The organism is Oscillibacter acetigenes, from assembly GCF_025567605.1.
GTDB lineage: Bacteria > Bacillota > Clostridia > Oscillospirales > Oscillospiraceae > Oscillibacter > Oscillibacter welbionis.
Genome location: NZ_JAOQKG010000001.1, coordinates 117,443 through 140,952, shown reverse-complemented (window position 1 = coordinate 140,952; position 23,510 = coordinate 117,443). Strand labels below are relative to the sequence as shown.

Annotated in this window: 24 protein-coding genes and 1 tRNA gene; 12 read left to right on the top strand and 13 right to left on the bottom strand. The window is 61.5% G+C overall.

Annotated elements, in window-relative coordinates; all coding sequences use genetic code 11:
• Nucleotides 1-17: 17 nt before the first annotated feature.
• The gene (locus OCV80_RS00720) at nucleotides 18-863 is read right to left on the bottom strand and encodes a tyrosine-type recombinase/integrase (protein ID WP_025544085.1); all 846 of its coding nucleotides are present in this window, start codon (nucleotides 861-863) and stop codon (nucleotides 18-20) included.
• 706 nt (nucleotides 864-1,569) lie between these two features.
• Between OCV80_RS00720 and OCV80_RS00715 the strand changes: the two genes are divergently transcribed.
• The 7 genes from OCV80_RS00715 to OCV80_RS00685 all read left to right on the top strand — a co-directional run bounded on the left by OCV80_RS00715 (nucleotide 1,570) and on the right by OCV80_RS00685 (nucleotide 7,540).
• Nucleotides 1,570-1,947, top strand: a complete 378-nt coding sequence (locus tag OCV80_RS00715) for a hypothetical protein (RefSeq protein WP_136891063.1) — start codon at nucleotides 1,570-1,572, stop codon at nucleotides 1,945-1,947.
• A 208-nt stretch (nucleotides 1,948-2,155) separates the two neighbouring features.
• On the top strand, nucleotides 2,156-3,202 hold the full coding sequence (locus OCV80_RS00710) for a hypothetical protein (RefSeq protein WP_267288145.1): 1,047 nt from the start codon (nucleotides 2,156-2,158) through the stop codon (nucleotides 3,200-3,202).
• Nucleotides 3,199-4,230, top strand: coding sequence for an FAD:protein FMN transferase (locus OCV80_RS00705; RefSeq protein ID WP_136891064.1), 1,032 nt, complete (start codon nucleotides 3,199-3,201; stop codon nucleotides 4,228-4,230). Before OCV80_RS00710 ends, OCV80_RS00705 begins: the two co-directional genes overlap by 4 nt.
• A 27-nt stretch (nucleotides 4,231-4,257) precedes the next feature.
• Complete coding sequence (rsxC, locus tag OCV80_RS00700) at nucleotides 4,258-5,565, top strand: electron transport complex subunit RsxC (protein WP_136891065.1); 1,308 nt, start codon at nucleotides 4,258-4,260, stop codon at nucleotides 5,563-5,565.
• Between the two features lie 8 nt (nucleotides 5,566-5,573).
• Nucleotides 5,574-6,536: an RnfABCDGE type electron transport complex subunit D gene (locus tag OCV80_RS00695; RefSeq protein ID WP_256264766.1), complete on the top strand. Its 963-nt coding sequence runs from the start codon at nucleotides 5,574-5,576 to the stop codon at nucleotides 6,534-6,536.
• Nucleotides 6,533-7,072, top strand: coding sequence for an FMN-binding protein (locus OCV80_RS00690; protein ID WP_021751592.1), 540 nt, complete (start codon nucleotides 6,533-6,535; stop codon nucleotides 7,070-7,072). The genes OCV80_RS00695 and OCV80_RS00690 overlap by 4 nt, the downstream gene beginning before the upstream one ends.
• Before the next feature lie 6 nt (nucleotides 7,073-7,078).
• Complete coding sequence (locus OCV80_RS00685; RefSeq protein WP_025544081.1) at nucleotides 7,079-7,540, top strand: hypothetical protein; 462 nt, start codon at nucleotides 7,079-7,081, stop codon at nucleotides 7,538-7,540.
• A gap of 466 nt (nucleotides 7,541-8,006) precedes the next feature.
• Here the strand turns inward: OCV80_RS00685 and OCV80_RS00680 are convergent, their stop codons facing one another.
• Nucleotides 8,007-8,888, bottom strand: coding sequence for an SIR2 family NAD-dependent protein deacylase (locus tag OCV80_RS00680; RefSeq protein ID WP_021747741.1), 882 nt, complete (start codon nucleotides 8,886-8,888; stop codon nucleotides 8,007-8,009).
• On the bottom strand, nucleotides 8,833-9,627 hold the full coding sequence (locus tag OCV80_RS00675; protein ID WP_025544080.1) for a protein-ADP-ribose hydrolase: 795 nt from the start codon (nucleotides 9,625-9,627) through the stop codon (nucleotides 8,833-8,835). The genes OCV80_RS00680 and OCV80_RS00675 overlap by 56 nt, the downstream gene beginning before the upstream one ends.
• A gap of 350 nt (nucleotides 9,628-9,977) precedes the next feature.
• Between OCV80_RS00675 and OCV80_RS00670 the strand changes: the two genes are divergently transcribed.
• On the top strand, nucleotides 9,978-10,310 hold the full coding sequence (locus tag OCV80_RS00670; RefSeq protein ID WP_021747739.1) for a winged helix-turn-helix transcriptional regulator: 333 nt from the start codon (nucleotides 9,978-9,980) through the stop codon (nucleotides 10,308-10,310).
• Nucleotides 10,311-10,461: 151 nt separating this feature from the next.
• On the opposite strand, the gene OCV80_RS00665 is transcribed toward OCV80_RS00670, so the two are convergent.
• Nucleotides 10,462-11,391 (bottom strand): AEC family transporter, encoded by a 930-nt coding sequence (locus OCV80_RS00665; protein ID WP_021747738.1) that lies wholly within the window; start codon nucleotides 11,389-11,391, stop codon nucleotides 10,462-10,464.
• 217 nt (nucleotides 11,392-11,608) lie between these two features.
• Between OCV80_RS00665 and OCV80_RS00660 the strand changes: the two genes are divergently transcribed.
• Both OCV80_RS00660 and OCV80_RS00655 read left to right on the top strand, forming a co-directional pair.
• Nucleotides 11,609-11,932: a rhodanese-like domain-containing protein gene (locus OCV80_RS00660; protein WP_394802903.1), complete on the top strand. Its 324-nt coding sequence runs from the start codon at nucleotides 11,609-11,611 to the stop codon at nucleotides 11,930-11,932.
• 1 nt (nucleotide 11,933) lies between these two features.
• Nucleotides 11,934-13,625 (top strand): FAD-dependent oxidoreductase, encoded by a 1,692-nt coding sequence (locus OCV80_RS00655; RefSeq protein ID WP_025544077.1) that lies wholly within the window; start codon nucleotides 11,934-11,936, stop codon nucleotides 13,623-13,625.
• 186 nt (nucleotides 13,626-13,811) lie between these two features.
• Here OCV80_RS00655 and OCV80_RS00650 read toward each other — a convergent pair whose 3' ends face one another.
• From OCV80_RS00650 to OCV80_RS00620, 7 genes are all read right to left on the bottom strand, one after another.
• Entirely contained in the window at nucleotides 13,812-14,075 is a 264-nt protein-coding gene (locus OCV80_RS00650; protein ID WP_119311631.1) for a hypothetical protein, read from the bottom strand.
• A gap of 395 nt (nucleotides 14,076-14,470) precedes the next feature.
• Nucleotides 14,471-14,546: transfer RNA gene (locus OCV80_RS00645), tRNA-Gly, on the bottom strand.
• Nucleotides 14,547-14,583: 37 nt separating this feature from the next.
• Nucleotides 14,584-15,279 carry a hypothetical protein gene (locus OCV80_RS00640; protein WP_021747733.1) on the bottom strand — a complete coding sequence of 232 codons (696 nt, stop codon included), beginning with the start codon at nucleotides 15,277-15,279 and terminating at the stop codon, nucleotides 14,584-14,586.
• A 53-nt stretch (nucleotides 15,280-15,332) separates the two neighbouring features.
• Nucleotides 15,333-15,929, bottom strand: a complete 597-nt coding sequence (locus OCV80_RS00635; protein ID WP_025544076.1) for an LUD domain-containing protein — start codon at nucleotides 15,927-15,929, stop codon at nucleotides 15,333-15,335.
• 1 nt (nucleotide 15,930) lies between these two features.
• Entirely contained in the window at nucleotides 15,931-16,785 is an 855-nt protein-coding gene (locus tag OCV80_RS00630; RefSeq protein WP_021747731.1) for a YitT family protein, read from the bottom strand.
• Nucleotides 16,786-16,809: 24 nt separating this feature from the next.
• Complete coding sequence (locus OCV80_RS00625) at nucleotides 16,810-19,056, bottom strand: DNA gyrase/topoisomerase IV subunit A (RefSeq protein ID WP_267288144.1); 2,247 nt, start codon at nucleotides 19,054-19,056, stop codon at nucleotides 16,810-16,812.
• Between the two features lie 129 nt (nucleotides 19,057-19,185).
• The gene (locus OCV80_RS00620; protein WP_249390836.1) at nucleotides 19,186-19,557 is read right to left on the bottom strand and encodes a transposase; all 372 of its coding nucleotides are present in this window, start codon (nucleotides 19,555-19,557) and stop codon (nucleotides 19,186-19,188) included.
• A gap of 185 nt (nucleotides 19,558-19,742) precedes the next feature.
• Between OCV80_RS00620 and OCV80_RS00615 the strand changes: the two genes are divergently transcribed.
• Complete coding sequence (locus OCV80_RS00615) at nucleotides 19,743-19,985, top strand: hypothetical protein (RefSeq protein WP_119311634.1); 243 nt, start codon at nucleotides 19,743-19,745, stop codon at nucleotides 19,983-19,985.
• 5 nt (nucleotides 19,986-19,990) lie between these two features.
• On the opposite strand, the gene OCV80_RS00610 is transcribed toward OCV80_RS00615, so the two are convergent.
• Entirely contained in the window at nucleotides 19,991-21,985 is a 1,995-nt protein-coding gene (locus tag OCV80_RS00610; protein ID WP_267288143.1) for a DNA gyrase/topoisomerase IV subunit B, read from the bottom strand.
• Between the two features lie 469 nt (nucleotides 21,986-22,454).
• Here OCV80_RS00610 and OCV80_RS00605 point away from each other — a divergent pair, with 469 nt between their 5' ends.
• Nucleotides 22,455-22,829 carry a desulfoferrodoxin family protein gene (locus tag OCV80_RS00605; protein WP_119311636.1) on the top strand — a complete coding sequence of 125 codons (375 nt, stop codon included), beginning with the start codon at nucleotides 22,455-22,457 and terminating at the stop codon, nucleotides 22,827-22,829.
• Nucleotides 22,830-22,966: 137 nt separating this feature from the next.
• Here the strand turns inward: OCV80_RS00605 and spoVAC are convergent, their stop codons facing one another.
• Entirely contained in the window at nucleotides 22,967-23,404 is a 438-nt protein-coding gene (spoVAC, locus tag OCV80_RS00600) for a stage V sporulation protein AC (RefSeq protein WP_021747567.1), read from the bottom strand.
• Nucleotides 23,405-23,510: the final 106 nt, after the last annotated feature.

Genomic DNA, 23,510 nt, shown 5'->3' with positions numbered 1-23,510 from the left:
GAATGCGAATTCCGTGATTAGGAGATCAGTCCCAGCCGGTCCAGCGTCCGCTGGTGTTCTGCGCCAGAGGTCACCAGGTAGATGCGGGTGGTCTCGATGCTGCTGTGGCCCAGCAGGTCCGCCAGCTTGACGATGTCCCGGCTGGTCCGGTAGAACACCATAGCAAACAGGTGCCGCAGATTGTGGGGGAACACCTTGCGCGGGTCCACCCCGGCGTGCCCGCACAACCGCTTCATCTCCGCCCAAATCTGCCGGCGGCCCAGCTCTTTTCCGCTTTTGGTGCGAAAGATTGCACCGGAGGCGGTTTTTTGTTTTTGGGCGTATTGGAGCAGCTTCCGGCAGAGCTTTCCCGGCAATAGGATGGTGCGGATCTTGCCCTTGAGGGAGATCTCGGCCTTGCCCTGCCGGGCGGCCTCCACCGTGAGATACCGCACCTCGCTGACCCGGATGCCCGTGGCCCCCATGGCTTCCACCAGCAGGCCCAGCCGCTCCTGTCCCAGCCGGTGCGCCGTGTCCAGCAGGCGCTGGTACTCCGCCTTCGTCAGTTCCCGGCCGGCGTCCCGGAACAGTCGCCGCTGGACCCTCAGGAATTTCACCCGGCAGCCGCCGAGGCCCAGGAACTCCAGCAGGCTGTTCAGTGCGGAGAGCTTGGCGTTGATGCTGGCGGGGGCGTAGCCCCGCTCCACCAGATGAGCCTTCCACGCCGCGCTCAACCCTTTGCTGATCTCCCGCCCGTCCAGCCAGCGTGCGAAGGCCCGGATGTCCCGGAGATACTTCTCCATAGTGGCTTCGCTCTTCTCCTCCAGCCGGAGGTGGCGGGCAAATGCCTGGATTTGCAGGGGAGTCAGTCTGTCTTCGGTCATAAGATGCCTCCTTTTGTGATTTCACAACGATATTTTACCGGATGCGCAAATATAACAAGGCCCACAGCGGCAGCTGCCGCTGTGGGCCTTGTTATTTTAGTGCCGTAATTGTAAGATTTCCTCCAGTTCCAAAAAGCTATACGCGGATCTGCCAGTTTTTCTATGAAGGGACGCGCCTCCTCCCGTTTTACGGCGAACATGATACCAGAGGCCGTACCGGAAGTCGGTATGTAGAAAAACGTATACGCAAGTTCTTGATTCCGCAAAGGTTCTATCTTTCAATACCATCTCAAACGGCTCAGATAGTGCATGTCTGTATTCCTTCCGGAACAGCGGCATGGAATTCCATACCGCTGTCGTTCTAAAAATACTTCTCTTTTTCTGTCAGGGTCTCATTTCCGATGATATTCTCTAAACTGTCCCATTTTTAGCTGATAGCTTCGATTCCCGCCCCTGGTCACGATGGCCCCCTGAAATCAGATCATTCAGATAATCTCTTGTACAGGACGGCTTCAGGCCAATAGACTCTGCAATTTCCGATGCTTTGCTTCGGAATGATCGGCCAGGTATGTCATGATGGTCTCTTCCACCCTTACACTTATCGCTGTTTTTCTTAAGGAAGAGCTCCAGCAGAGTCCCCTCCGGCTCAAACCGCTCTGTGATTACAGGCGCCATACGTGAAAGATATTGCGATGCCACTGCCGGCATGTTCGCCGACATCAATGAGGCTGCATATTTTCAGTATCGTCCCATTGCGGGAATCGAAGACGCCACCGCTCTTTGCCTCATTGATTTCCATGCGAACACTACTGGGGTTCGCCATGGTGATGGCGTCCCATTCTTTGATGACCACTCCGAGTCCCGGCAGCTCGCTTCGGGAGCCCTTGATTCCCCTGAGAAACATACTGTCAAGGCCCGGCGGATGTTGCGCCGCAAAGGCAATGGCAATATCATACCGCAGAAATTTGAATCGTTTTTCCCGGTTCTATTGCAGAAAATCGCCGCACCGGACAGCGACAAAGCCGGAAAAGCCCCCGAAAACGCGGAATGCTTTTTCCTTTTGAGTGGAGCGATTGTTTCTTGACGGTTTCTTTTGTGAAAGGCTTTCAATTTTCACAGCTTCTTTCCAAGAATTCGGATATCTTTTCCACTTTTTATAGAATTCGTTGAAAATACTTTACAGGATACACGCTTTTTTGATATGATAAAAAAGTAACAAATCAGAAGTACTATGCTCATTTCTGGGAGCTCATCTCTACGCCGCATCAATCCCAGGATCGGAGGAAAATCGGATGAAAAAATTTTTAACAGCGATTTTAGTCGCAGCAGCTCTTTTTACAACTGTCGGCTGCAGCGGCCGGCCCGCCACGACAGCGGATGTTCTCCAGAGTTCCGCGGATGCGGAGGAAGGTTCGTCCCATGACAGCCAGGGCAGCCTCCGCACCGGCCTCTATGCGGTGGGCTCCCTATCCTCCAGCGCCAGTGCGGGAGAGGAGGACGGTCTGATCCAAACGGATGTGACGATCGTCGCCGTCACCGTGGATGAGACGGGCGTCATCACTGACTGCGTGATCGACGCCGTACAGGCAAAGGCAAATTTTGACAGCCAGGGCCAGCTCCTCACGGATCTCACCGTCCCGGTGCCCAGCAAAAATGAACTGGGCGCTGATTACGGCATGGGCAGCATCAGCGGCATCGGAAAAGAGTGGAACGAGCAGGCCCAGGCTCTGGCGGACTATGTGGTGGGCAAGACGGCCGATGAGGTGCTGGGCATTGCCGTGGATGAGGCCACCAAGCCCGCAGAGGCGGACCTGGCCTCCAGCGTCACCATCTCCATCGGCGGCTTCCAGAACGCCATCGCGGAGGCGGTGGATCGCGCCCAGCCGCTGGGCGCTCAGGCCGGAGATGAGCTGCGGCTGGTGACCAGCAATTCCATGGCCGCCGGCAATGCACCAGAGGGCGCCGCCGGCATGGTGGAGACCAATGTGAACATCGCCGCCGTGACCATGAACGGAGATGCCATCACCTCCTGCGTGATCGACGCCGTGCAGGCCCAGGTCAGCTTTGACGGCCAAGGACAGCTCCTCACGGATCTCTCCGCCCCGGTGCCCAGCAAGAATGACCGGGGAGCGGACTACGGCATGGGCGCCGTCAGCAGCATCGGCAAGGAGTGGAATGAACAGGCGGCGGCCTTTGCCGCCTATGTCACCGGCAAGACCCTGGACGAGGTGGCGGGCATCGCGGTGGATGAGGCCACCAAGCCCGCAGAGGCGGACCTGGCCTCCAGGGTCACCATCTCCATCGGCGGCTTCCAGGCCCTGCTGGAAAAACTCCGGTGAGGCTCCGGCTGCTGTCCCTGCTGCTCCCCTGCCTCCTTCTGACCGCCTGCGCCGCTCCGGAGGAGGTGGAGACGAGGCCCAAGCAATATCAGGCGACCTTTCTGGACGTGTTCGATACAGTGACCACGGTCATGGGCTATGCGGAGAGCCAGGAGGTCTTTACAGAGACGGCGGAGATGGCTCACGATCTGCTGCTGGAATACCACCAGCTCTACGACATTTACAACGACTATGAGGGGATCCACAACCTCAAGACCGTCAATGACCAGGCGGGGATCGCCCCGGTGACGGTGGATGCGCGGATCCTGGACCTGCTGCTCCTGTGCCGGGACCTGTATGCGGACAGCGGCGGCAAGGTGAATGCCGCCATGGGGAGCGTCCTTCTGCTGTGGCACGAGGCCCGTGAGGCGTCCGTCAACGACCCGGAGCATGCCTATCTCCCAGAGGAGGATGCTATCCAGGCCGCGTTGGAGCATACCTCCTTTGACAATGTCGTGCTGGATGAAGCGGCCTCCACGGTGTATCTGACGGACCCGGCACAGCGCCTGGACGTGGGGGCTGTCGCCAAGGGGTACGCCGCCGGTGCCGTGGCCGCCGCACTGCCGACGGGCATGGTGCTGAGTTTGGGCGGCAACGTCTGCGTCACGGGCCCCAAACCCGACGGCAGCCCCTGGGTGATCGGCGTCCAGAACCCTGATGGGGACGACACGGAGTATGTCCAGCGCCTGGATATCACCAGCGGCGCGGTGGTCACCAGCGGGGACTATCAACGGTATTACACGGTGGACGGCGTCGCCTACCACCATATCATAGACCCGGATACCGGCTGGCCCGCCCGGCATTACCGGTCCGTGACGGTCATCTGCGCGGACTCGGGGCTGGCAGACGCCCTCTCCACGGCGGCATTCATCATGGATGAGGAGAGCGGCCGGATCCTGCTGGAGACGTATGGCGCAGAGGCGTTGTGGGTCTACGCAGACGGCTCCGCCTCCTGGACGGGGGGCTGTGACGCCTATTTTCATTCATAAACGGAACATGAGGAGAGGTGAGATCATATGCTGCGAAAGCAAACCTTCTGGGGTGGCGTCCACCCCGCGGGGCGCAAGGAGCTGTCCAGCGGAGCACCGCTGGAGGACTGCCCGCCGCCGCGGGAGGTGGTCATTCCGCTGCTCCAGCATATCGGAAAGCCCTGCACGCCCCTGGTAAAGGCCGGGGACCATGTGGACATGGGGCAGAAGATCGGTGACGGCGAGGGACTGTGCGTCCCTGTTCACGCCTCGGTGTCAGGCACCGTGAAGGCCGTGGAGCCCCGGAGCCACCCCAGCGGCCAGCCCCATCTGGCTGTGGTGATCGAGAACGACTTTCAGAACACCTACCACAGCGCGGTCCCGCCCTGCGCCGACACGGATGCCCTGGACGCCGACGCCTTGATCCGCCGCATTCGGGAGGCCGGGCTGGTGGGCATGGGCGGTGCCACGTTCCCCACCGATATCAAGGCGAACATCGGGAAGGTGGAGACCCTGATCGCCAACGCCTGTGAGTGTGAGCCCTATATCACGGCGGATGACGCCCTACTCTGCACGGATGCGGACCAGGCGATTCGCGGACTGCGGCTGCTGCGGCAGCTGCTGAAGCCCCGGCGGACAGTGATCGCCATTGAGGACAACAAGGAGCGGGCCGTTTCGATCCTGACGGACAAGCTGAAGCAGCAGGACGAGGTGGAACTGGTCGTGCTGCCCACCCGCTACCCCCAGGGGGCGGAGAAGCAGCTCATCCAGGCAGTCACCGGCCGCCAGGTCCCCTCCGGCGGATTTCCCAAGGATGTGGGGTGTGCGGTCTTCAACATCGCCACCTGCGCCAGCGTATGCCGGGCCGTGGCGGACGGGGAGCCCATCCTCCGCCGGATCGTCACGATCACCGGCCACGGGATCAAGGAGCCGAAAAACCTGATCGTCCCCATCGGGACGCCTTTCGCCCACGCCATCGAGGCGGCGGGCGGCCTGCAGGGGGATGTGTGGAAGGTCATCGCCGGAGGCCCCATGATGGGCCGTTCCCAGGCGGATCTCTCCACGCCGGTAATCAAGGGCACCAACGCCATTGTGGCGCTGACCAGCGCCGATGACCTGGAGTCTCCCCACCCCTCCTGCATCCGCTGCGGCAGGTGCGTGTCCGTCTGCCCGATGGGGCTCCAGCCGCTGTACCTCTATCGCTTCTCCCGCTGCCGGGATGTGGGAATGCTTCGGCAATACAGCATTCTGGACTGCGTGGAGTGCGGCTGCTGCGCCTACACTTGCCCGGGGAAGCTGCCCATCGTGGCGGCGATCCGGGAGGGAAAACAGCGGGTAAGGGAGGAACCATCATGAGGTTTGCCATGTCTTCATCCCCGCATATCCGCTGCAGCGACAACACCCGGCGGATCATGCTGGACGTTTTGATCGCGCTGCTGCCCACCCTCCTGGCGGGAACGATCTTCTTCGGGCTCCGCTGCCTGCTGCTTGCGGCGGTATCCATTGCGGCCGCAGGATTGGCCGAGGCGCTCTGGAACAAGCTTACCCGCCGGTACCAGACCGTGGAAGATCTCTCGGCCGCCGTCACGGGGCTGCTGCTGGTGCTGACGCTCCCGGCCACCGTGCCCTATTGGATGGCGGCGGTGGGCGCGGTGTTTGCCGTCATTGTAGTGAAGGCTGCCTTCGGTGGCCTGGGCCAGAACATTTTCAATCCCGCGCTGGCGGCCCGCGCCCTGCTGCTGTTGCTGTTTCCCGCGTCCATGACCCGCTTTGTGGCGCCAGGAACATCCATCCCTCTCGACCTGCGTTCCGCAGACGTGGTCACAGCCGCCACGCCCCTCCACAGCATGGTGATGCCCGCGCTGCCGGACGTCCCGCTTTCGGAGATGTTCCTGGGCAGCATCGGTGGGTGTATCGGTGAGGTCTCCGCGCTGGCGCTGCTGATCGGGGGCGGATATCTGGTGGTCCGCGGGGTCATCAAGCTGCGGATCCCCGTCAGCTATCTCGGAACGATGGCGGTCCTGAGCTTCGCCTTCGCACCGATGGAACCGCTTCGGTGGATGCTGTACAGTCTTCTGGGCGGCGGGGTCCTGCTGGGGGCCCTCTTCATGGCATCGGACTACGCCACCTCCCCCGCCACGCCCGGCGGGCAGGTGCTCTATGGGATCGGCTGCGGCGTGCTGACCGTGCTCTTCCGCTCCGTCGGTCTCTACCCGGAGGGCGTCACCTACGCGATTTTACTGATGAATGCCGCGTCCTGGCTGCTGGAGCGCTTCACGCCCACCCGCCTGTTCGGCGCGCCGCAACGGAAAGGAGGCCTTCGATGAAGGCAAAAGAGCTGCTTGTCAGTGCCGGTTCCCTGCTGCTTGCCGGCCTGATCCTGGTAGTGGCTGGGAATGCCGTGGCTCCCGCCGCGGCCGCAAACGCCGCAGCGGAGCAACAGGAGATGATGGAGACCCTGCTTCCCGGAAGCACGGTCTTCACCCCGGAAGAGGACACGGGGACCGATGCCAATATTACGGCCGTCTGGAAAGGGGAAGGCGGCTGGATCATAGAGACCACTGTGGACGGCTATGCCGGCCCCATCCGCCAGTGGACCGGTGTGGACAGCAATGGCCATGTAACAGGTCTGGTGGTCCGGGACATGGAGGAGACCTTCGGCCTGGGCCGGAACGCATTGACGGACATTGATTTTCTGGTGCAGTTCGTCGGCACCTCCGGAGAGGCGGAGGTGGGCGGTGGTGTGGACGCGATCACCGGCGCCACCGTCACCTCGCGGGCGGTTGCCCGTGGCGTCAGTTCCGCCTGCGCGTATGTCACCGGTGCAGATGTCAGCACGTCTGCGACAGAGTGGGGAGGTTGATGCTGCTTGAAAAAGATCATTGTATCGCCGCTGTGCACGGCGTCCATCTGCCTTTCCGTGACCTTGCTGGCAGCGGGTCTTGCCGCCCAGATTGCAGCGGCGCTGGTCCCCAACATCATCCTGCCCGCGCTGGACATTCCCACGCTGGCGGCCCTCTCTCTCCTCGCGCTGGTCCTGGAGGTGATCCTCTTTGGGGAGAACCACCGGTTTTGGGCAACCTCGCTGATCGTGGGCACTGTGGCGTTCGGCGTGCTCTCTCTGTGCGCCGGCAGTGTGCCGACGGTGCTGGACGCGCTGCGGGTCGGGATCCTGGGCGGCGCTGTGTTCCTGATCTGTGAGGTACTGCTCCACTCCATCCTGGACCGGATCTCCTCCGGTGCCGCGGGCAAGTACCCCAGGAGCATGGCTGTGGTGTCCGCGCTGCTGCTGTGGCTTGCTGCACAGATTCTGATGAGTATTGGGATTTAAAACTGCGGTCGGGGTTCCCATACGGCAGGGCAGCGAGCTGCGTGGATCGGTTCGCCGGTACAGTCCAGCTGTTCTGCAAGCCCGGACTATCCGTTCCGGTACCGGTTGTATGCGGAGCACCGGAAGGCCGAAGCCGCCTGAAAAACCCTCCATCGCTAAAAAACAAGGGCCTCCGGCAAGATGCCGGAGGCCTTTTTCATATCCCCGAGAACTGCCGTGAGCTGTGAAAACATCGGACCGCAGCGAAGGATTGGGCGGCAACGTGATCCCGCAAGCTGTGTGTTCTTGTCAATACCGTTGCAAACGCGGCTTTGACGCAAGCCGTTTCAGCTGCCGGCAGGCATTTGGGGATGGTAGTCCATTTTCCCGTGGAGACCCCACCGAGTCTTCCGCACCTCTGTCCCATTTACACAGGGATCACCGGCAAGCAGGGATTTCAATGCGCCTCCCCGGGTGGGGGAAGGTCTCAGTGCTCCAGCAGGGTGAGTCGTTTCAGAATATGTCCGATGTCCGCAGGGATGCAGACAGACCGCCCCCGAATCTCCGGGGGAATATAGGACTCCTTCTGATTGATACAGGCATAGGCAGCGCTCCGGTTCTCCAGGGTCATCTTCCAGAAGGGATACTTGATGATGCCCGGGGTGTTGCCGCCCACCCCCAGCTCCAGGAACAGCAGCCGCCGTCCCCTGTGCCGCCGTAGGAAGTCCTCGTACCGCCGGGCGGCGGCATACCAGCCCGCATCCTGGACGAAGGTATCGTCGCACCGCAGGTTCATGGCCATGGGACGGCCGCACCTGGGGCAGCGTGGCACCAGCTCCGTGGGGATCCGCATGTCCCTCTGTTCTGCAAACATTTTGCGGACGGTCTCCTCGTTGTCATAGGTCTCCTGATGGCAGGGCTTGGAGCACTGCCACAGGCCATAGTCCCCCTGGGTGTAGAACAGCCGCTGCTTGTCGAAGCCCGCCAGCTGGAACTGGTGGTCCACATTGGTGGTCAGGACAAAGTAGTCCTTGTCCTTTATCAGCTTCAGCAGATCGCCATATACAGGCTTCGGCGCCTTTTCATAGCGGTTTACCAGGATCTGCCGGCTCCACCAGGCCCAGTACTCCTCCAGGCTTTCAAAAGGATAGAATCCGCCGGAGTACATGTCCTGGATGTCGTACCTGGACTGAAAGTCGCTGAAATACCGCCGGAACCGTTCGCCGGAGTAGGTCATCCCCGCAGAGGCGGACAGACCCGCCCCCGCCCCGACCACCACTGCGTCCGCAGAGGCCAGGGCCCCCTTCAGCTGCTCAATCGGGTCCGAGGAGACGGCGGTAGATGGCTGCGTCCAGGTCTTTGAAAACATTGAAGATCACCCTTTCTACGGAAGTTGTCTGCTGCTCCAGAAATTCCCGGACCGTTCTCACGGCGATCTCGGCGGCCTCCTGGTTTGGAAAGTGGAACTCCCCGGTGGAGATGCAGCAGAAGGCCACACTGCGGAGACCATGCTCCGCGGCCAGCGCCAGGCAGGAGCGGTAGCAGGCGGCCAGCTCCCGCCGGTCCTTCCAGGTCACCCATCTGCCCACGATGGGCCCCACAGTGTGGAGCACATACCGGGCCGGCAGGTTATAGGCACGTGTCAGCTTGGCCCGGCCGGCGGGCTCAGGATGCCCCTGGGCCCGCATGATTTCTGCGCACGCGTCCCGGAGCTGGAGCCCCGCCGCCGAGTGGATGGCGTTGTCGATGCAGCCGTGGCAGGGGGCGAAGCAGCCCAGCAGAGCGGAATTATCTGCATCCACAATGGCGTCCGCCCGCAGCCGGGTGATGTCCCCCTGCCAGAGCACCAGGCGGGGATCTCCTGCAGTGGGAGGCAGGGCATCCCCGTTCACCACGCCCTTTTCCTCCCGCTCGGCGGAGAGCAGGGCATCCTGGACTTCCAGAAATTTGGGGGCCAGGGGCATGGGCGGCCGGACATTCATCAGGGAGCGGAGCAGCCGCCGCTGTGAGAATGCATCCACCGGAAATGCTTCCGCCTGCTCCCGGTACTGAGGCATTTCCGCCAGAAGGGTTTGATTCAAATATTGTACCTGTTCCCTGCGATCCATGGGTCTCCTCCAAAGGAAAGATTCATTGTACGGTCTGATACCGGAAATGCCAGAGCGGAGATCGGCACAGAGCCCGCTTCCCGGCACTTGCAGAGGGCGTCCCCTTCTGCGGGAAAGCGCAGGCTGCTTCACCCCTCGCTTTCTATTGTACGGCGGGATTCACCACTCGTAAAGTACGCACAATGCTGTGACATAGGCACCGGGAGGTAACCAAGGGGCTGCGGGGCTTTCCACGGGGCGAAATTTTTCATCGCCGCCCCATGGGAGCTTGACAATCGCTCTGCAGGTACCATAAAATATGGATGATATCAGAGGATTTGAAGTGATCGGTATACAGGAGGGACCTGCAGATGGCAGCCGCGGCAAAAGAACTTCCGGCCTGTCCGGTGGAAACCACGCTGACGCTGATCAGTGACAAGTGGAAGGTGCTCATTCTCCGGGATCTGATGCCGGGGACAAAGCGTTTTGGAGAATTGAAGAAGTCCATCGGCTCGGTCAGCCAGAAAGTGCTGACGGCCCAGCTCCGGGAGATGGAGCGGAGCGGCCTGCTGACCCGTACGGTCTATCCGGAGGTCCCGCCCCGCGTGGAATACACGCTGACCGACCTGGGGTACAGCCTGAAACCCATTCTGGACGCCATGAGGAACTGGGGCGAGGCGTATAAGGCCCAAAAACAGGGGTAGCCCTCCCTCAGCGTCAAGCCGCCTGCTTTGGCAGCCTTTGCGGGGCGGTCCCGAAAGAGCCCCGACCCAGCAAAAAACAGACTGCTCGTGCAGTCTGTTTTTTGGATCCCGCCGTCCCGCAGCGGCAGGGCCCGCAAGGGTGCAGGCTTCCTCAAAGGGGAAACGACTCCATTACCAGAGTCAGGAGCGGGATCGTCAGGATCGAACACAGGGTGGAGGCAAACGCGATCTGCGAGGCAAAGACGGCGTCGCAGTCATACTTGTCCGCCAGAATAGAGCCCGTGCTGCCGGCGGGCATCCCCGTCATCAGGATACAGACATTGGTCAGCGTCGTGTCCAGGTGGAGCGGTTTGAGCAGTACGCACAGCAGAAGCGGGTACAGGACCAGCCGCAGGCAGGTGTACCACAGAACAGGCTTTGAGAACATGGAGCGGATGGGGGCGTCCGCCAGGATTGTCCCGATGACGAACATGGAGACCGGGACGGTGCAGCTGCTGACCGAGGCGACGGCGCTGTCCAGGAAGCCCGGCAGGGACACCGGAGCGGCCATCAGGAGCAGCCCCGCGAAAACGGCGATGATGCAGGGGTGGCGGACCAGCTTGCGGAAGGCGTCCTTCCTGCTGACGCTGGTGAAGAGGGACAGCCCCGCCGTCCACATGGTGAAGCGGAGCGGGATCTGGAACATGGACGTGTAGATCACGCCCAGATCCCCAAACAGCAGGCGGGCCACCGGCAACCCCACAAAGCTGGAGTTGGAACAGATGATGCCGTAGGAGAGAACGCTCCTCTGCTCCCGAGGGTACTTTCGGAAGAGCAGCTTGCTGCCGTATATGGACATCAGCTGGATGACTGCGGAAAGTCCAACCGCCAGCAGGCAGTTCCGGGCGAAGCCGTCTGGGAACACCATCCCGCCTAAAAAGGACTCGACGATATTGCAGGGCAGGATCACATCGATCAGCAGGTCGGAGAGCATCTTCCGCCCCGCCGCGTCGATGATCTTCAGCTTTTTGATGAGTACGCCCGTCAGGATCAGAAGGAACATCGTCTCCTGCAGGGACAGCATCTCCCAGAAAAACTCCATCCGCACGCCTCCTGTCCGGTCCCCCGCAGGCCCCGGTCTGCATTGTTATTCATTATATACCACCCAGACGGGATTGCAAGCGCCGGACACTTCTGTGCTTTTGTCACAGAAATCCCGGTCGGCGTGTGGTATACTCTTTTTAAAAGAGCCGCCGGACGGCCCGGCTCCCGGTGCCGGGAGCCCCGCCGCAGCAGCGGCGCGGACAGAAAGGATGCGTATGATGGGATTCTTTGGATTTCTGCAGCGGCCGGACCTGGGACAGGGGCTGGAGCGGTTTGCCGCCACGCCGAACGCCCTGCTGCTGGACGTGCGCACACAGGAGGAATATGCGGACGGTCATATTCCGGAGAGCCGGAATCTGCCGCTGCAGACGTTGGGGCGGACAGAGCTTCTGCCCCCCGCCCGGGAGACGCCCCTCTTCGTCTACTGTCTCAGCGGCGTCAGGAGCCGTCAGGCGGCCGGCCTGCTGCGGCGCATGGGGTATACTGATGTGACGGATCTGGGCGGCATCTGCAACTATCGTGGAAAGGTGGTCAAGTGAGATGAAAGTCATCATTGTAGGCGGCGTGGCCGGAGGCGCCACCGCCGCGGCCCGGCTCCGCCGGCTGGACGAGACCGCGGAAATCGTGGTATTTGAGCGGTCCGGATATGTATCCTACGCCAACTGTGGTCTGCCCTATTACATCGGCGGCGTCATCACCGACAAAGAGGAGCTGACGCTTCAGACGCCGGAGAGCTTCTGGCAGCGTTTCCGGGTGGACATGCGGGTGCGCCACGAAGTCACAGCCATCCACCCGGCAGAGAAGACCGTGGACGTGCGGAATCTCGCTACCGGCGAGACCTTTACCGAATCCTATGACAAACTGGTCCTCTCCCCCGGTGCCCGGCCCACCCAGCCGGCGCTGCCCGGCGTAGGGATCGACCGCCTGTTCACCCTCCGCACGGTAGAGGACACCCTGAAGATCCGGGAATTCATCGAACAGCACCATCCCCGGTCCGCGGTGCTGGCCGGCGGCGGCTTCATCGGCGTGGAGCTGATGGAAAACCTGCGGGAGCTGGGCATCGACGTCACCGTGGTCCAGCGGCCCCGCCAGCTGCTGAATCCCCTGGACGCGGACATGGCCGCCTTCCTCCACGCCAAGCTGCGGCAAAAAGGGGTGCGGCTGCATCTGGGCTGCACTGTGGAGGGCTTTGCCGCCAACGGTGACCGGGTCAATGTGCTGCTGAAGGACGAGGCGCCCCTCACCGCCGACATGGTGGTGCTGGCCATCGGCGTCACGCCGGACACCGGCCTCGCCAAGGCGGCCGGGCTGGAGCTGGGGATCAAGGGCAGCATCCTGGTGAACGACCGGATGGAGACCTCCGCGCCGGACATCTACGCTGTGGGGGATGCGGTGCAGGTGAAGCACTTCGTCACCGGGCAGGACACCCTCCTCTCCCTGGCGGGCCCCGCCAACAAGCAGGGGCGCATCGCGGCGGACAACATCTGCGGCGGAGACAGCCGGTATCCCGGCTCCCAGGGCAGCTCCGTCATCAAGGTATTCGATATGACCATCGCCACCACCGGCGTCAATGAGAAGACGGCAAAACAGGCGGGCATCGACTGCGACAAGGTCTACCTCTCCCCCATGAGTCACGCCGGATACTATCCCGGCGGCAAAGTCATGACCTTGAAGGTGGTGTTCGAGAAGGGCACATACCGCCTGCTGGGTGCGCAGATCGTGGGTTACGAGGGTGTGGACAAGCGGATCGACGTGCTGGCCACGGCCATCCATGCGGGACTCTCCGCCCTCCAGCTGAAGGATCTGGATCTGGCCTACGCGCCGCCCTACTCCTCCGCCAAGGATCCGGTGAACATGGCAGGCTTTATGATCGAGAACCTGTCCCATGGGCTGGTGGAGCAGTTCTTCCCGGAGGATGTGGACGCCCTGCCCCGGGACGGCAGTGTGACGCTGCTGGACGTGCGGACCCCCGGCGAGTACGCCGACGGCCACGCGGAGGGCTTTGTTAACCTCCCGGTGGATGACCTGCGGGAGCGGCTGCGGGAAGTCCCGGTAGGCAAGCCGGTGTACGTTATCTGCCAGAGCGGCCTGCGGAGCTATATCGCGTGCCGTATTCTGGCCCAGCAGGGGTTCAAATGCTATAACCTCTCCGGCGGCTGGCGGCTGTATGAGACGGTGGTGCGGGACCGGACCGCCGCACAGGAGGCCTGGCCCTGCGGGATGGAGAAGTAAACAGGAAAACGCAAGCCACCCGCTGCCTTTGCAGCGGGTGGCTTCATCCGTTATTTGTCTCAGCAGTCGGACGCGTGTTGATCTGCGGCCTTCTGCGGGTCTGCGGGGTGCGCCGCCCTCTCCTGCCGCAGGGCCGCCAGAATGCCCAGGAACACCGTCCCGCACATATAGAGGTACTGAAACCCCTCATCGCCGCCGCTGGAGTTGAACAGGTGAATGGAAGAGGGGATCGTCATTCGGAAACACCAAGACGCCGCAGTACCGCAGCAGTCCATAGGCCATCCCCACAGCCAAAAGGGCCAGTCCGATCAAAAGGCATACTCTGACACCCCGCCGGAAACGCAGAGTCTTCCGCTGCAGGCCCCAGCGGGCTGCGGCAAAGCAGAGGATGCCGTAAGGTACAGACAGCGGCAGAAACATCAGGGCCATCACCAGAAACAGTTTCAGCATACGACCTCCCTCATCGGTTATGCTATCCTCTCCGGAGCGGGAAGTCAACGGCACGCCTTCAGCGGGGTATCGCGTTTGCCGTCTATCATCCCGGCCCAACAGACCGGCGGCGCCACTACGCCGTTCAAGTATTTTGCCGAAGACAAAACCTTGGCGGGACAAGTTCGCCTCCTACACAAAAAAACAGGACACCCAAAGCTGGGTGTCCTGTTTCACTCTGGAGCGGGCAACGAGGCTCGAGCTCGCTTCCCGGCATCCCGCGAATGGCTGACCGCCATTCGCAGGCCCCCTGCCTCACCTCTGATCCAATCGCGCCTTCGGCGCGGGGCGGAGGCAGCGAGTTCGCTTTCTGATGAAAAAACAGGACACCCAAAGCTGGGTGTCCTGTTTCACTCTGGAGCGGGCAACGAGGCTCGAACTCGCTACCTCCACCTTGGCAAGGTGGCGCTCTACCAGATGAGCTATGCCCGCGGAACAAGGGGTATTCTACCAGAGAAACACCCGCTTGTCAAGACTCTTCTGCAAGATTTTCCGAATTTTCTTCCGCAGCAGCCGCGGCGTCTCCGCCCATCACAAACTCGATCAGCCCCACCGGACCCTGTGCCGGATAATAGGAGATCGTCCAGGGCGGCGTCTCTGCCAGACCTCGCGCCTCCCGGAGCTGTGCCACCGTCTCCTCCACCCGGGCCTGGCCGTCCTCTCCCCAATAGCCGACCCGGACCGCCAGCTCCGTGCGGCCCTCGTCCAGCGCCGCCTCCAGCAGGGCGGACAGCGCCTCCGTACTGGTGGCGTTCACCACCGCCTGGATCTGCTCCGCCGTCCGGCGGTAGCTGACCTGGATGCTGATCTCATAGTACCCCCGCTGGGACCGGCTGGAGGCGGTGATATACTCCACGGCATAGGCGCCCATAGGCGTCTCCTGCTGGACCTCCGTAGTGGCCTGCTCCAGTGTGTCCGCCACCGTCAGATCGTCCTCGTAGTTGTAGAGGCGGACCGTGGCGCTCTCCGTGTGCTGGCCGATGAGGATCAGCAGGTCGTTCACGATGTCCTGGTAGTTCTCCGCCCGGAGAGTCCCGGCGGCCTCGCTCTCCCAGAACTTGCTGCTGTGGGGCTCCACGGTGGCATAGTTCCGCTCCAGCAGGGCGCTGCACCCCGTCAGGGACAGGCTGACGCACAGGAGCAGGGTGAGATGGCGCAGCTTCACGGCTCGGCGCCTCCTTTCCGGTCAGAATGGCCCAGGGACGGGCAGGGGCGCGCTTACAGCCCCAGGTCCTCGTCCACCAGCAGGACCTCCGTCTCCATGCCCAGCATAGGCCCCCAGAGAGTCACCAAGGCGCGGCAGACCCGCTCAGGACTCCGGCAGTCGTAGCAGCGGTCCGCCTTCACGGCGCAGGGCGTCTTCTTCCCCAGCTGCCGGGCGCGCTGGGGTGCAGCCACGTTCCGGGCCCGGTACACCGCCGCCTCGTAGGTGGGGGCCAGCTTGTTCCGGCCGATGACAAAGTACACCTTCTCATGGCCGAACAGCGTAGCGGACACCCGGTTGCCGGTGCCGTCGATGTTGACGATCTCCCCCGACTCCGCCAGGCCATTGGCAGAGGACAGGTACACCTGGGTCTGCATGGCCGCCTTCCGGGCGGCGTTCGCCTCCTGCTTCCAGTGCCAGATGACGGTGTTGTGGGCCGCCAGCTTGTCGTACACCCCCAGAGCGTCCAGGGTGGCGGAGCCGCCGAAGCCCACGGTCTTGCCGTCGATGGCGCCGTCCAGGTAGGCCGCGGCCTCCTCCGCCGCCGCAAAGGTGCGTACGGTGTAGCCCCGGCGCTCCAGGGCCTGCTGAACCTTCGTGAAATCTGTCATGTCAAATTTCCTCCTTCTGATAATCCCCAAATCCCTCGCCCAGGATCTCATGGGCGTCGCACACGATGAAAAAAGCCTTCGGGTCGATCTCCCGCAGCATCCGCTTGATGGGCACGATCTCCCGCTGCCTGAAGGCCACCAGCAGCACCTGCTTCTCCGCGCCGGTGTATGCGCCTTTTCCCTGAAGCAGCGTCACGCCCCGGTTCATATCCAGCAGTCCCTGGACCGTCTCCTCCCACCGGTCGGTGATGATGTAGGCCACACGAGAGGTATCCCACCCGTACAGGATCATATCCATGACCTTGGACAGCAGATACATCTGAATCAAGCCATAAAGTGCCGCGTTGACGGTGCCGAACACCACTGCAGCCAGGATCACCACCACCATGTCCGGGATCATCACCAGCTTACCGATGGGCAGCCAGGGGAATTTCAGCTTCAGCAGCTTGCCGATGATATCCGTGCCGCCCGTCGTGGCCCCCTGGGAGAATACCAATCCCAGCCCTACCCCCATCCCGGCGCCGCCGTACAGGGTCGCCAGGATCGGGTCCATCGGGGGGAAGGTATGCATCCATGCAATCACGTCAATGGCCAAGGAACTGACTGCCATGGCGTACAGGCTGCTCACCAGCAGGCGGCCTCCCAGCAGCCGCCAGCCCGCCAGAAACAGCGGCACATTGACAAGGATGGACAGCACTCCCACCGGCAGGACCGGCACCAGGGCGTTCACGATCTGGGCCAGACCCGTCACGCCGCCCATGGCGATCTGGTTGGGGGCTACGAACCAGTCAAATGCCAGGGCGTAGATCACCGCCCCCAGCGTGATGATACCGCAGCTCCTCACCTTCTGCGCCATAGATCTACTCCTTTTCTATCTGATTCAGTCCAGCAGATCCATCTGCCGCTCCTCGGAGTCCTCCTCCCGCAGCAGGGCGCCCGCCGCCGGGAGACTGCGCACCCGGTAGCGGCTCTGGTTGGTGATGGGCGTGTCCTCCAGCGCCTTCACCGTCTCCAGCTGGTACTTTGGCTTCAGGGTCATCACCGCCACCCCCTGGGTAGTGCGGGTGGTCTTGGGAGCCAGCAGAGCGGTGTGGAAAATCAGCGCCCGGGGCTCCGTGGAGTACACCGCCAGCTCGCAGTCTGCATCCAGCCTGCGGATACAGGCCAGGGACGCCTTGTCGGAGTAGGCCCCCGTCAGCTTGCGGCGGTTGGAGGTGGTCTTGTAGGCAGTCAGGTCCACCCGGGCCGCCTTGCCGTTTGCAAAGAAGAACAGCAGGGCCCCGGCGTAGTCCGGTCCCGGCAGGACGGCGCAGATCACATTCTCGCCGCTGTCCATGGAGAGTTTTGCGGGCAGATAGTCCCCCAGGGCGCTGGCCTTGGTGTCCTCAAACTCGCTGAGGCGGGTCTTGTACACCTGGCACCGGTCCGTGAAGAACATGATCTCCGCGCCGTTGGTGGTCTCAAAGGTCTGGGACAATCCGTCCCCGTCCTTGTACTTCTGGTCCGCCGCCATTCGCAAAGAGGCGGGGGTGATCTTCTTGAAGTACCCCTCCCTGGAGAGGAACACATGGACGGGATAGTCCTCCACCTGAGCCTCCTCCACATAGGTCTCGATCTCGTGGCTGTACACGATGGAGGTCCGGCGGGGCTCGCCGTATTTCCTGGCCGCCTCCGTCAGCTCGTCCACCAGGATCTGCTTCAGCCGCCGGGGGGAGTTCAGGGTGTCCTCCAGGTCGGCGATCTCGTCCTGGAGGGCGGCGGTCTCGTTGACACGCTTGAGGATATACTCCTTGTTGATGTTGCGGAGCTTGATCTCCGCCACATACTCCGCCTGGATCTGGTCGATGCCGAAGCCGATCATCAGGTTGGGGATGACCTCGGCCTCCTCCTCTGTCTCCCGGATGATTTGGATGGCCTTATCGATGTCCAGCAGGATCCGCTTGAGGCCCTTTAAGAGGTGCAGCTTGTCCTGTTTCTTCTTCATCACGAAGTAGACCCGCCGCCGGACGGACCCAGTCCGCCAGGCAGTCCACTCCTCCAGGATCTGCCGCACCCCCAGCACCTTGGGAGTACCGGCGATCAGCACGTTGAAGTTGCAGGCAAAGGCGTCCTCCAGGGGTGTCAGCTTGTAGAGCTTGGTCATCAGCTTGTCCGGGTCCACGCCCCGCTTCAGGTCGATGGCCAGTTTCAGGCCGGAGAGGTCCGTCTCGTCCCGCATGTCGGCGATCTCTTTCGCCCGGCCCGCCTTGATGAGCTCCGCCACCTTGTCCAGGATGGCCTCCACGGTGGTGGAGTAGGGGATCTCGTAGATCTCGATGAGATTCTCCTCTTTGACGTAGCGGTACTTGGCCCGGACCCGGACGCTGCCCCGGCCGGTCTCATAGATCTCCCGGATGGTGTTCCGGTCGAAGATCAGCTCTCCGCCGGTGGGGAAATCCGGCGCCAGCAGGGTCTCCATCAGGTCGCAGTCCGGGTTCTTCAGATAGGCGATGGTGGTGTCGCAGACCTCCTTCAGATTGAACCCACAGAACTGGGAGGCCATGCCCACGGCGATGCCGCTGTTGGCGGACACCAGAATGTTGGGGAAGGTGGTGGGCAGCAGGGCCGGCTCCTTCATGGTGTTGTCGTAGTTGTCCACAAAGTCCACGGTGTCGCTGTCGATATCCCGGAACAGCTCGGCGCAGATGGGCGTCAGCTTGGCCTCTGTGTACCGGGGGGCGGCCCAGGCCATGTCCCGGGAGTAGACCTTGCCGAAGTTGCCTTTGGAATCCACAAAAGGCGTCAGCAGGGCGCCGTAGCCCCGGGAGAGGCGCACCATGGTGTCGTAGATGGCGGCGTCGCCGTGGGGGTTGAGGCGCATGGTCTGGCCCACGATGTTGGCGGACTTGGTCCGGGCTCCCGTCAGCAGACCCATCTTGTACATGGTGTACAGCAGCTTGCGGTGGGAGGGCTTGAACCCGTCGATCTCCGGAATGGCCCGGGAGACAATGACGCTCATGGCGTAGGGCATGTAGTTGGTCTCCAGCGTGTCGGTGATGGGCTGTTCCACCACCGCCGCGTGAAGGCCGATGACGTTGGACGCGTCTACCTTATGCTTGTTGTCGTCGGTTTTTTTCTTTTTGGGCAAGTGTAATCAGTCCTTATCTTGTATCCATTTCAAGGGGTTGTTGCGGATGTACTGGCGAACATTGGCTAGGTCCTCGTCATTGCGGATCACATGGTCATAAAAGCCCTTCTGCCAAAGAGAAATGCCCGCTTACTTGCTGGTGATCCGCTTCATCTGCTGGATGACGTTCGACAGCGGCGTAGGGGCGGCAATCTGCCGCTCGTCCGGCCCGATGTGCCGGAGTGCCAAAATCAAATGCACATGGTCCGGCATGATGATATATTGATCTACCGATATGCCGGGGTAGTGATCCGGGATCGCTCGGATGGTTTCATCCACGATCCGCCCCAGAGGTGTCAGGGAGATTCGAGGCGGGCGATTGATAATCGCCCCTACGGCGGGTTCGATGGAACACAGGACCTCCTGATTCCGCTCCCTGGTGCAGATGGTGATGAAATAAGATCCCGGCTGGCTGTAATCATAGGACTCCAGCCGCAGGCGCTTCCGCTGGGGGCGTTCCATGGCATCCTCTCCGCTATCCGTTGATTGGGAGTGTATTTTCCGTTGTCGAAACAGAGGGTGCTTTCTGTCCCAACGGCTACGCATTTATTAACCCAAACAGCCAAAATACTTGAAATAATTCACGTATTGCGCATTTTCCGAAACTCTAGTATGCTGTATTCATAAAATTCAAAGGAGGCTGCTCCATGAATGAGACCTATAAATGGCTGTATGACTACTACGCCCTGCCGTTGATGAAAGTCGGCAAACAGGCGGATGCGCTCAAAGAGCGGATCGTCTCCCACGGCAGCCCTGCGGACGCGCTGTTCCTGTGGGACCGGCTGGAAGACCTGTGCCTGCTGTGGGGCACGGAGTCCTTTGCCATCGGGCTCCAACTGGGCCTGCGGCTCATGGCGGGCCAGCGGGCGGACGGGCTGCTGATCTCATAAAACTCTCACGAAATATCCGCCATCTCCAGGTACTTGTACCCGTTCTCCGCAATATGGTCCTTCCGGCCCTGGAGGTTGTCCCCCAGCAGCAGGTCGAACACCGCCGCCGTCTGCTCTACGTCCTCCGGCATCACCCGGATCAGCCGCCGGGTCTCCGGGTTCATGGTGGTCAGCCACATCATGTCCGGGTCGTTCTCGCCCAGGCCCTTGGACCGGTCGATCTTGTACTTCTTCCCCTCCAGGGATTTCACGATGTCGTTCTTCTCCTTGTCGGAGTAGGCGAACCACGTCTTGTCGCCGCTGTTGATCTCAAACAGGGGCGTCTCCGCGATATACACGTACCCCTCCCGGATCAGGGTGGGGGTCAGCCGGTACAGCATGGTGAGGATCAGCGTCCGGATCTGGAAGCCGTCCACGTCGCCGTCGGTGCAGATGACCACCTTGCTCCACCGCAGGTTGCTCAAGTCAAAGGGCGCCACGTTCTTCACGTGCTTGTTCTGGACCTCCACGCCGCAGCCCAGGACCTTGATGAGGTCCGTGATGATCTCGCTCTTGAAAATCCGGGCATAGTCCGCCTTCAGGCAGTTCAGGATCTTGCCCCGCACCGGCATGATGCCCTGATACTCGGAGTCCCGGGCCAGCTTCACGCTGCCCAGGGCGCTGTCGCCCTCCACGATGTAGATCTCCCGCTTGTCCACGTCCTTGGTGCGGCAGTCCACGAACTTCTGGACCCGGTTGGCGATGTCCACCGAGCCGGAGAGCTTCTTCTTCACGTTCAGGCGGGTCTCCTCCGCCTTCTCCCGGCTGCGCTTGTTCAGCAGCACCTGTTCGCCGATCTTCTCCGCGTCAAAGGGGTTTTCAATGAAGTAGATCTCCAGGTTGCTCCGCAAGAACTCCGTCATGGCCTCCTGGACGAATTTGTTGGTGATGGCCTTCTTGGTCTGGTTCTCGTAGCTGGTCTGGGTGGAGAAGTTGTTGCTGACCAGCACCAGGCAGTCCTCGATGTCCGCCCAGGTGATCTTGCTCTCGCTCTTCTGATACTTCCCCTGGTCCCGCAGGTACTTGTCGATGGCGGAGACAAAGGCGGACTTGGCCGCCTTCTCCGGGGAGCCGCCGTGCTCCAGCCAGGAGGAGTTGTGGTAGTGCTCGATGACGTTCACCTTGTTGGAGAAGCAGCAGGCCACACTGAGCTTCACCTTGTATTCCGGCTTGTCCGCCCGGTCCCGGCCCTTCTTCTCCGTCTGCCAGAACACCGGCGCCATCAGGCTCCCCTCTCCCGCAAGCTCCGTCACATAGTCCATGATGCCGTTTTCGTAGAGGAACTCCGCCTCTTCGAACCGACCCGGCTCTGTCTCGTTCCGGAACCGGAAGGTGACCCCGGCGTTCACCACCGCCTGGCGCTTCATCACGTCGGTGAAGTACTCCGCCGGGATGGCGATGTCCGTGAACACGTCCAAGTCGGGAAGCCAGCGGGTGCGGGTGCCGGTTTTTCTGGCCTGGCTCTTGAGCAGGGGCGCCTTCCCCAGCTCCCCCACGATCTCGCCCCGCTGAAAGTGCAGGGTGTATTCAAAGCCGTCCCGCCAGACGGTGACGTCCATGTACCGGGAGGCGTACTGGGTGGCGCAGGCACCCAATCCGTTGAGCCCTAAGGAATATTCGTAGTTGTCGCCGGAGACGTTGTCGTACTTGCCGCCGGCGTACAGCTCGCAGTACACCAGCTCCCAGTTGTACCGCTGCTCCTTCTCATTCCAGTCCACCGGGCAGCCCCGGCCCGCGTCCTCCACCTGGATGGACCGGTCTGCAAACCGGGTGACAGTGATGGTCCGGCCGTGGCCCTCCCGGGCCTCATCGATGGAGTTGGAGAGAATCTCGAACACCGCGTGCTCGCAGCCCTCCAGTCCGTCAGAGCCGAAAATGACGCCGGGCCGCTTCCGGACCCGGTCTGCGCCCTTTAATGCCGAAATGCTGTCGTTGCCATAGTCCTGCTTCTTGGTTGCCATTAAGTTCCTCCAAAGGCAGTGTCTGCCGTAAAATTCATAAATTTATTGTAGCACACCCGGCGCTGTCCTTCAAGTGCTCCCCCAAAAGACGCCGTGATCCCGCCCGCTTCCCGACGCTTCACACAAATTTTACAAAAATGTTATTGCGTAAAATTTCTCATAACCTGGCCGTCACCCAGCTCAATGCCCTTTTCATCGGGGTTTTGCACATTCTCCACAGAGTTTTCCACACCGTTATGTCAACTTTTGAAATACGAAAAAAATACCGCGCCGCGCACACCCCGGCCGGACGCTCCGTTTTTCGGATCAGATGCTTTTACAGAGCGCCTTTTCAGCCAGCCGGATACCCGGAATTTTTTTGTAGTTGCAAATGCAATATATGCGCACATTTGGATATGCTAATATATTGCCAGAAGAAATCCCTCTCCCCTTGAAAGTATTTCAAAAAACGGAAAAAGGAGAATTCTATATGAAGTTCTATATCTGCAAACATTGCGGCAATGTCATCACCAAGCTCACCTCCGCCCAGGTGCCCGTGAAGTGCTGCGGCGAGGAGATGCATGTGCTGGAGGCCGGTGTCACCGACGCCGCCCAGGAGAAGCACGTGCCTGCCGTCACGGTGGAGGGCAGTCTGGTGAAGGTGGACGTGGGCTCTGTCACCCATCCCATGACCGCCGAGCACTTTATCCAGTGGGTGGTGGTGGAGACTGAGCGGGACGCCCTGATCCACTGGTTCCACCCGGAGGAGACGCCGGAGGTCGTGTTCGCCCTGGCGGAGGGCCAGACTGCCAAGGCCGTTTATGCCTACTGCAACCTCCACGGTCTTTGGAAGAAGGACCTGTAAGCTGCGAGACACCAGACCGCCCCGGCGCTGCACAGCGCCGGGGCGGTCTTCTGACTTTTGAGATCGGATATATTTAGGATATAGGAAGCCTCTGTGGGTGCAGCATCCCCAAAGCGGGACGGCATGGCATTCCCGCTTCAGCCGAGCAGCACCAGGACCACGCCGTAAATCACCGAGGCCAGGGTGCCGAACACGATCACCGGCCCGGCGATCAGGAACATCTTGGCCGCCATGCCGGTGACGAATCCCTCGCTGCGGAAGTCGATGGCCGGTGAGACCACCGCGTTGGCAAAGCCGGTGATGGGCACCAGCGTCCCGGCGCCGCCAAAGCGGGCCAGCTTGTTGTACAGGTTCAGCCCCGTCAGCAGGGCGGAGAGAAACACCAGCGTGCAGGAGGTGGCGGTGCCCGCCGTCTTTTCCTCCAGGCCGGCGGCAGTCCAGCCGTTCAGGATCAGCTGGCCCACCACGCAGATGGCCCCGCCCACTACAAAGGCCAGGACCGTATCCTTCAGCAGCGGCGACTTGGGGGCCTTCTGCTTCACATACTGCTGGTATTCCTGCGGCGTCATATTCATTGAAAATCCCCTCCAGGCCATTTTCCCATAGGGTCTCCTGCTTGTTCGGAAACTATACGCACTTGCAAACCTGCGCGGAAGGGAGTACACTGTTGCCCGAAGATTT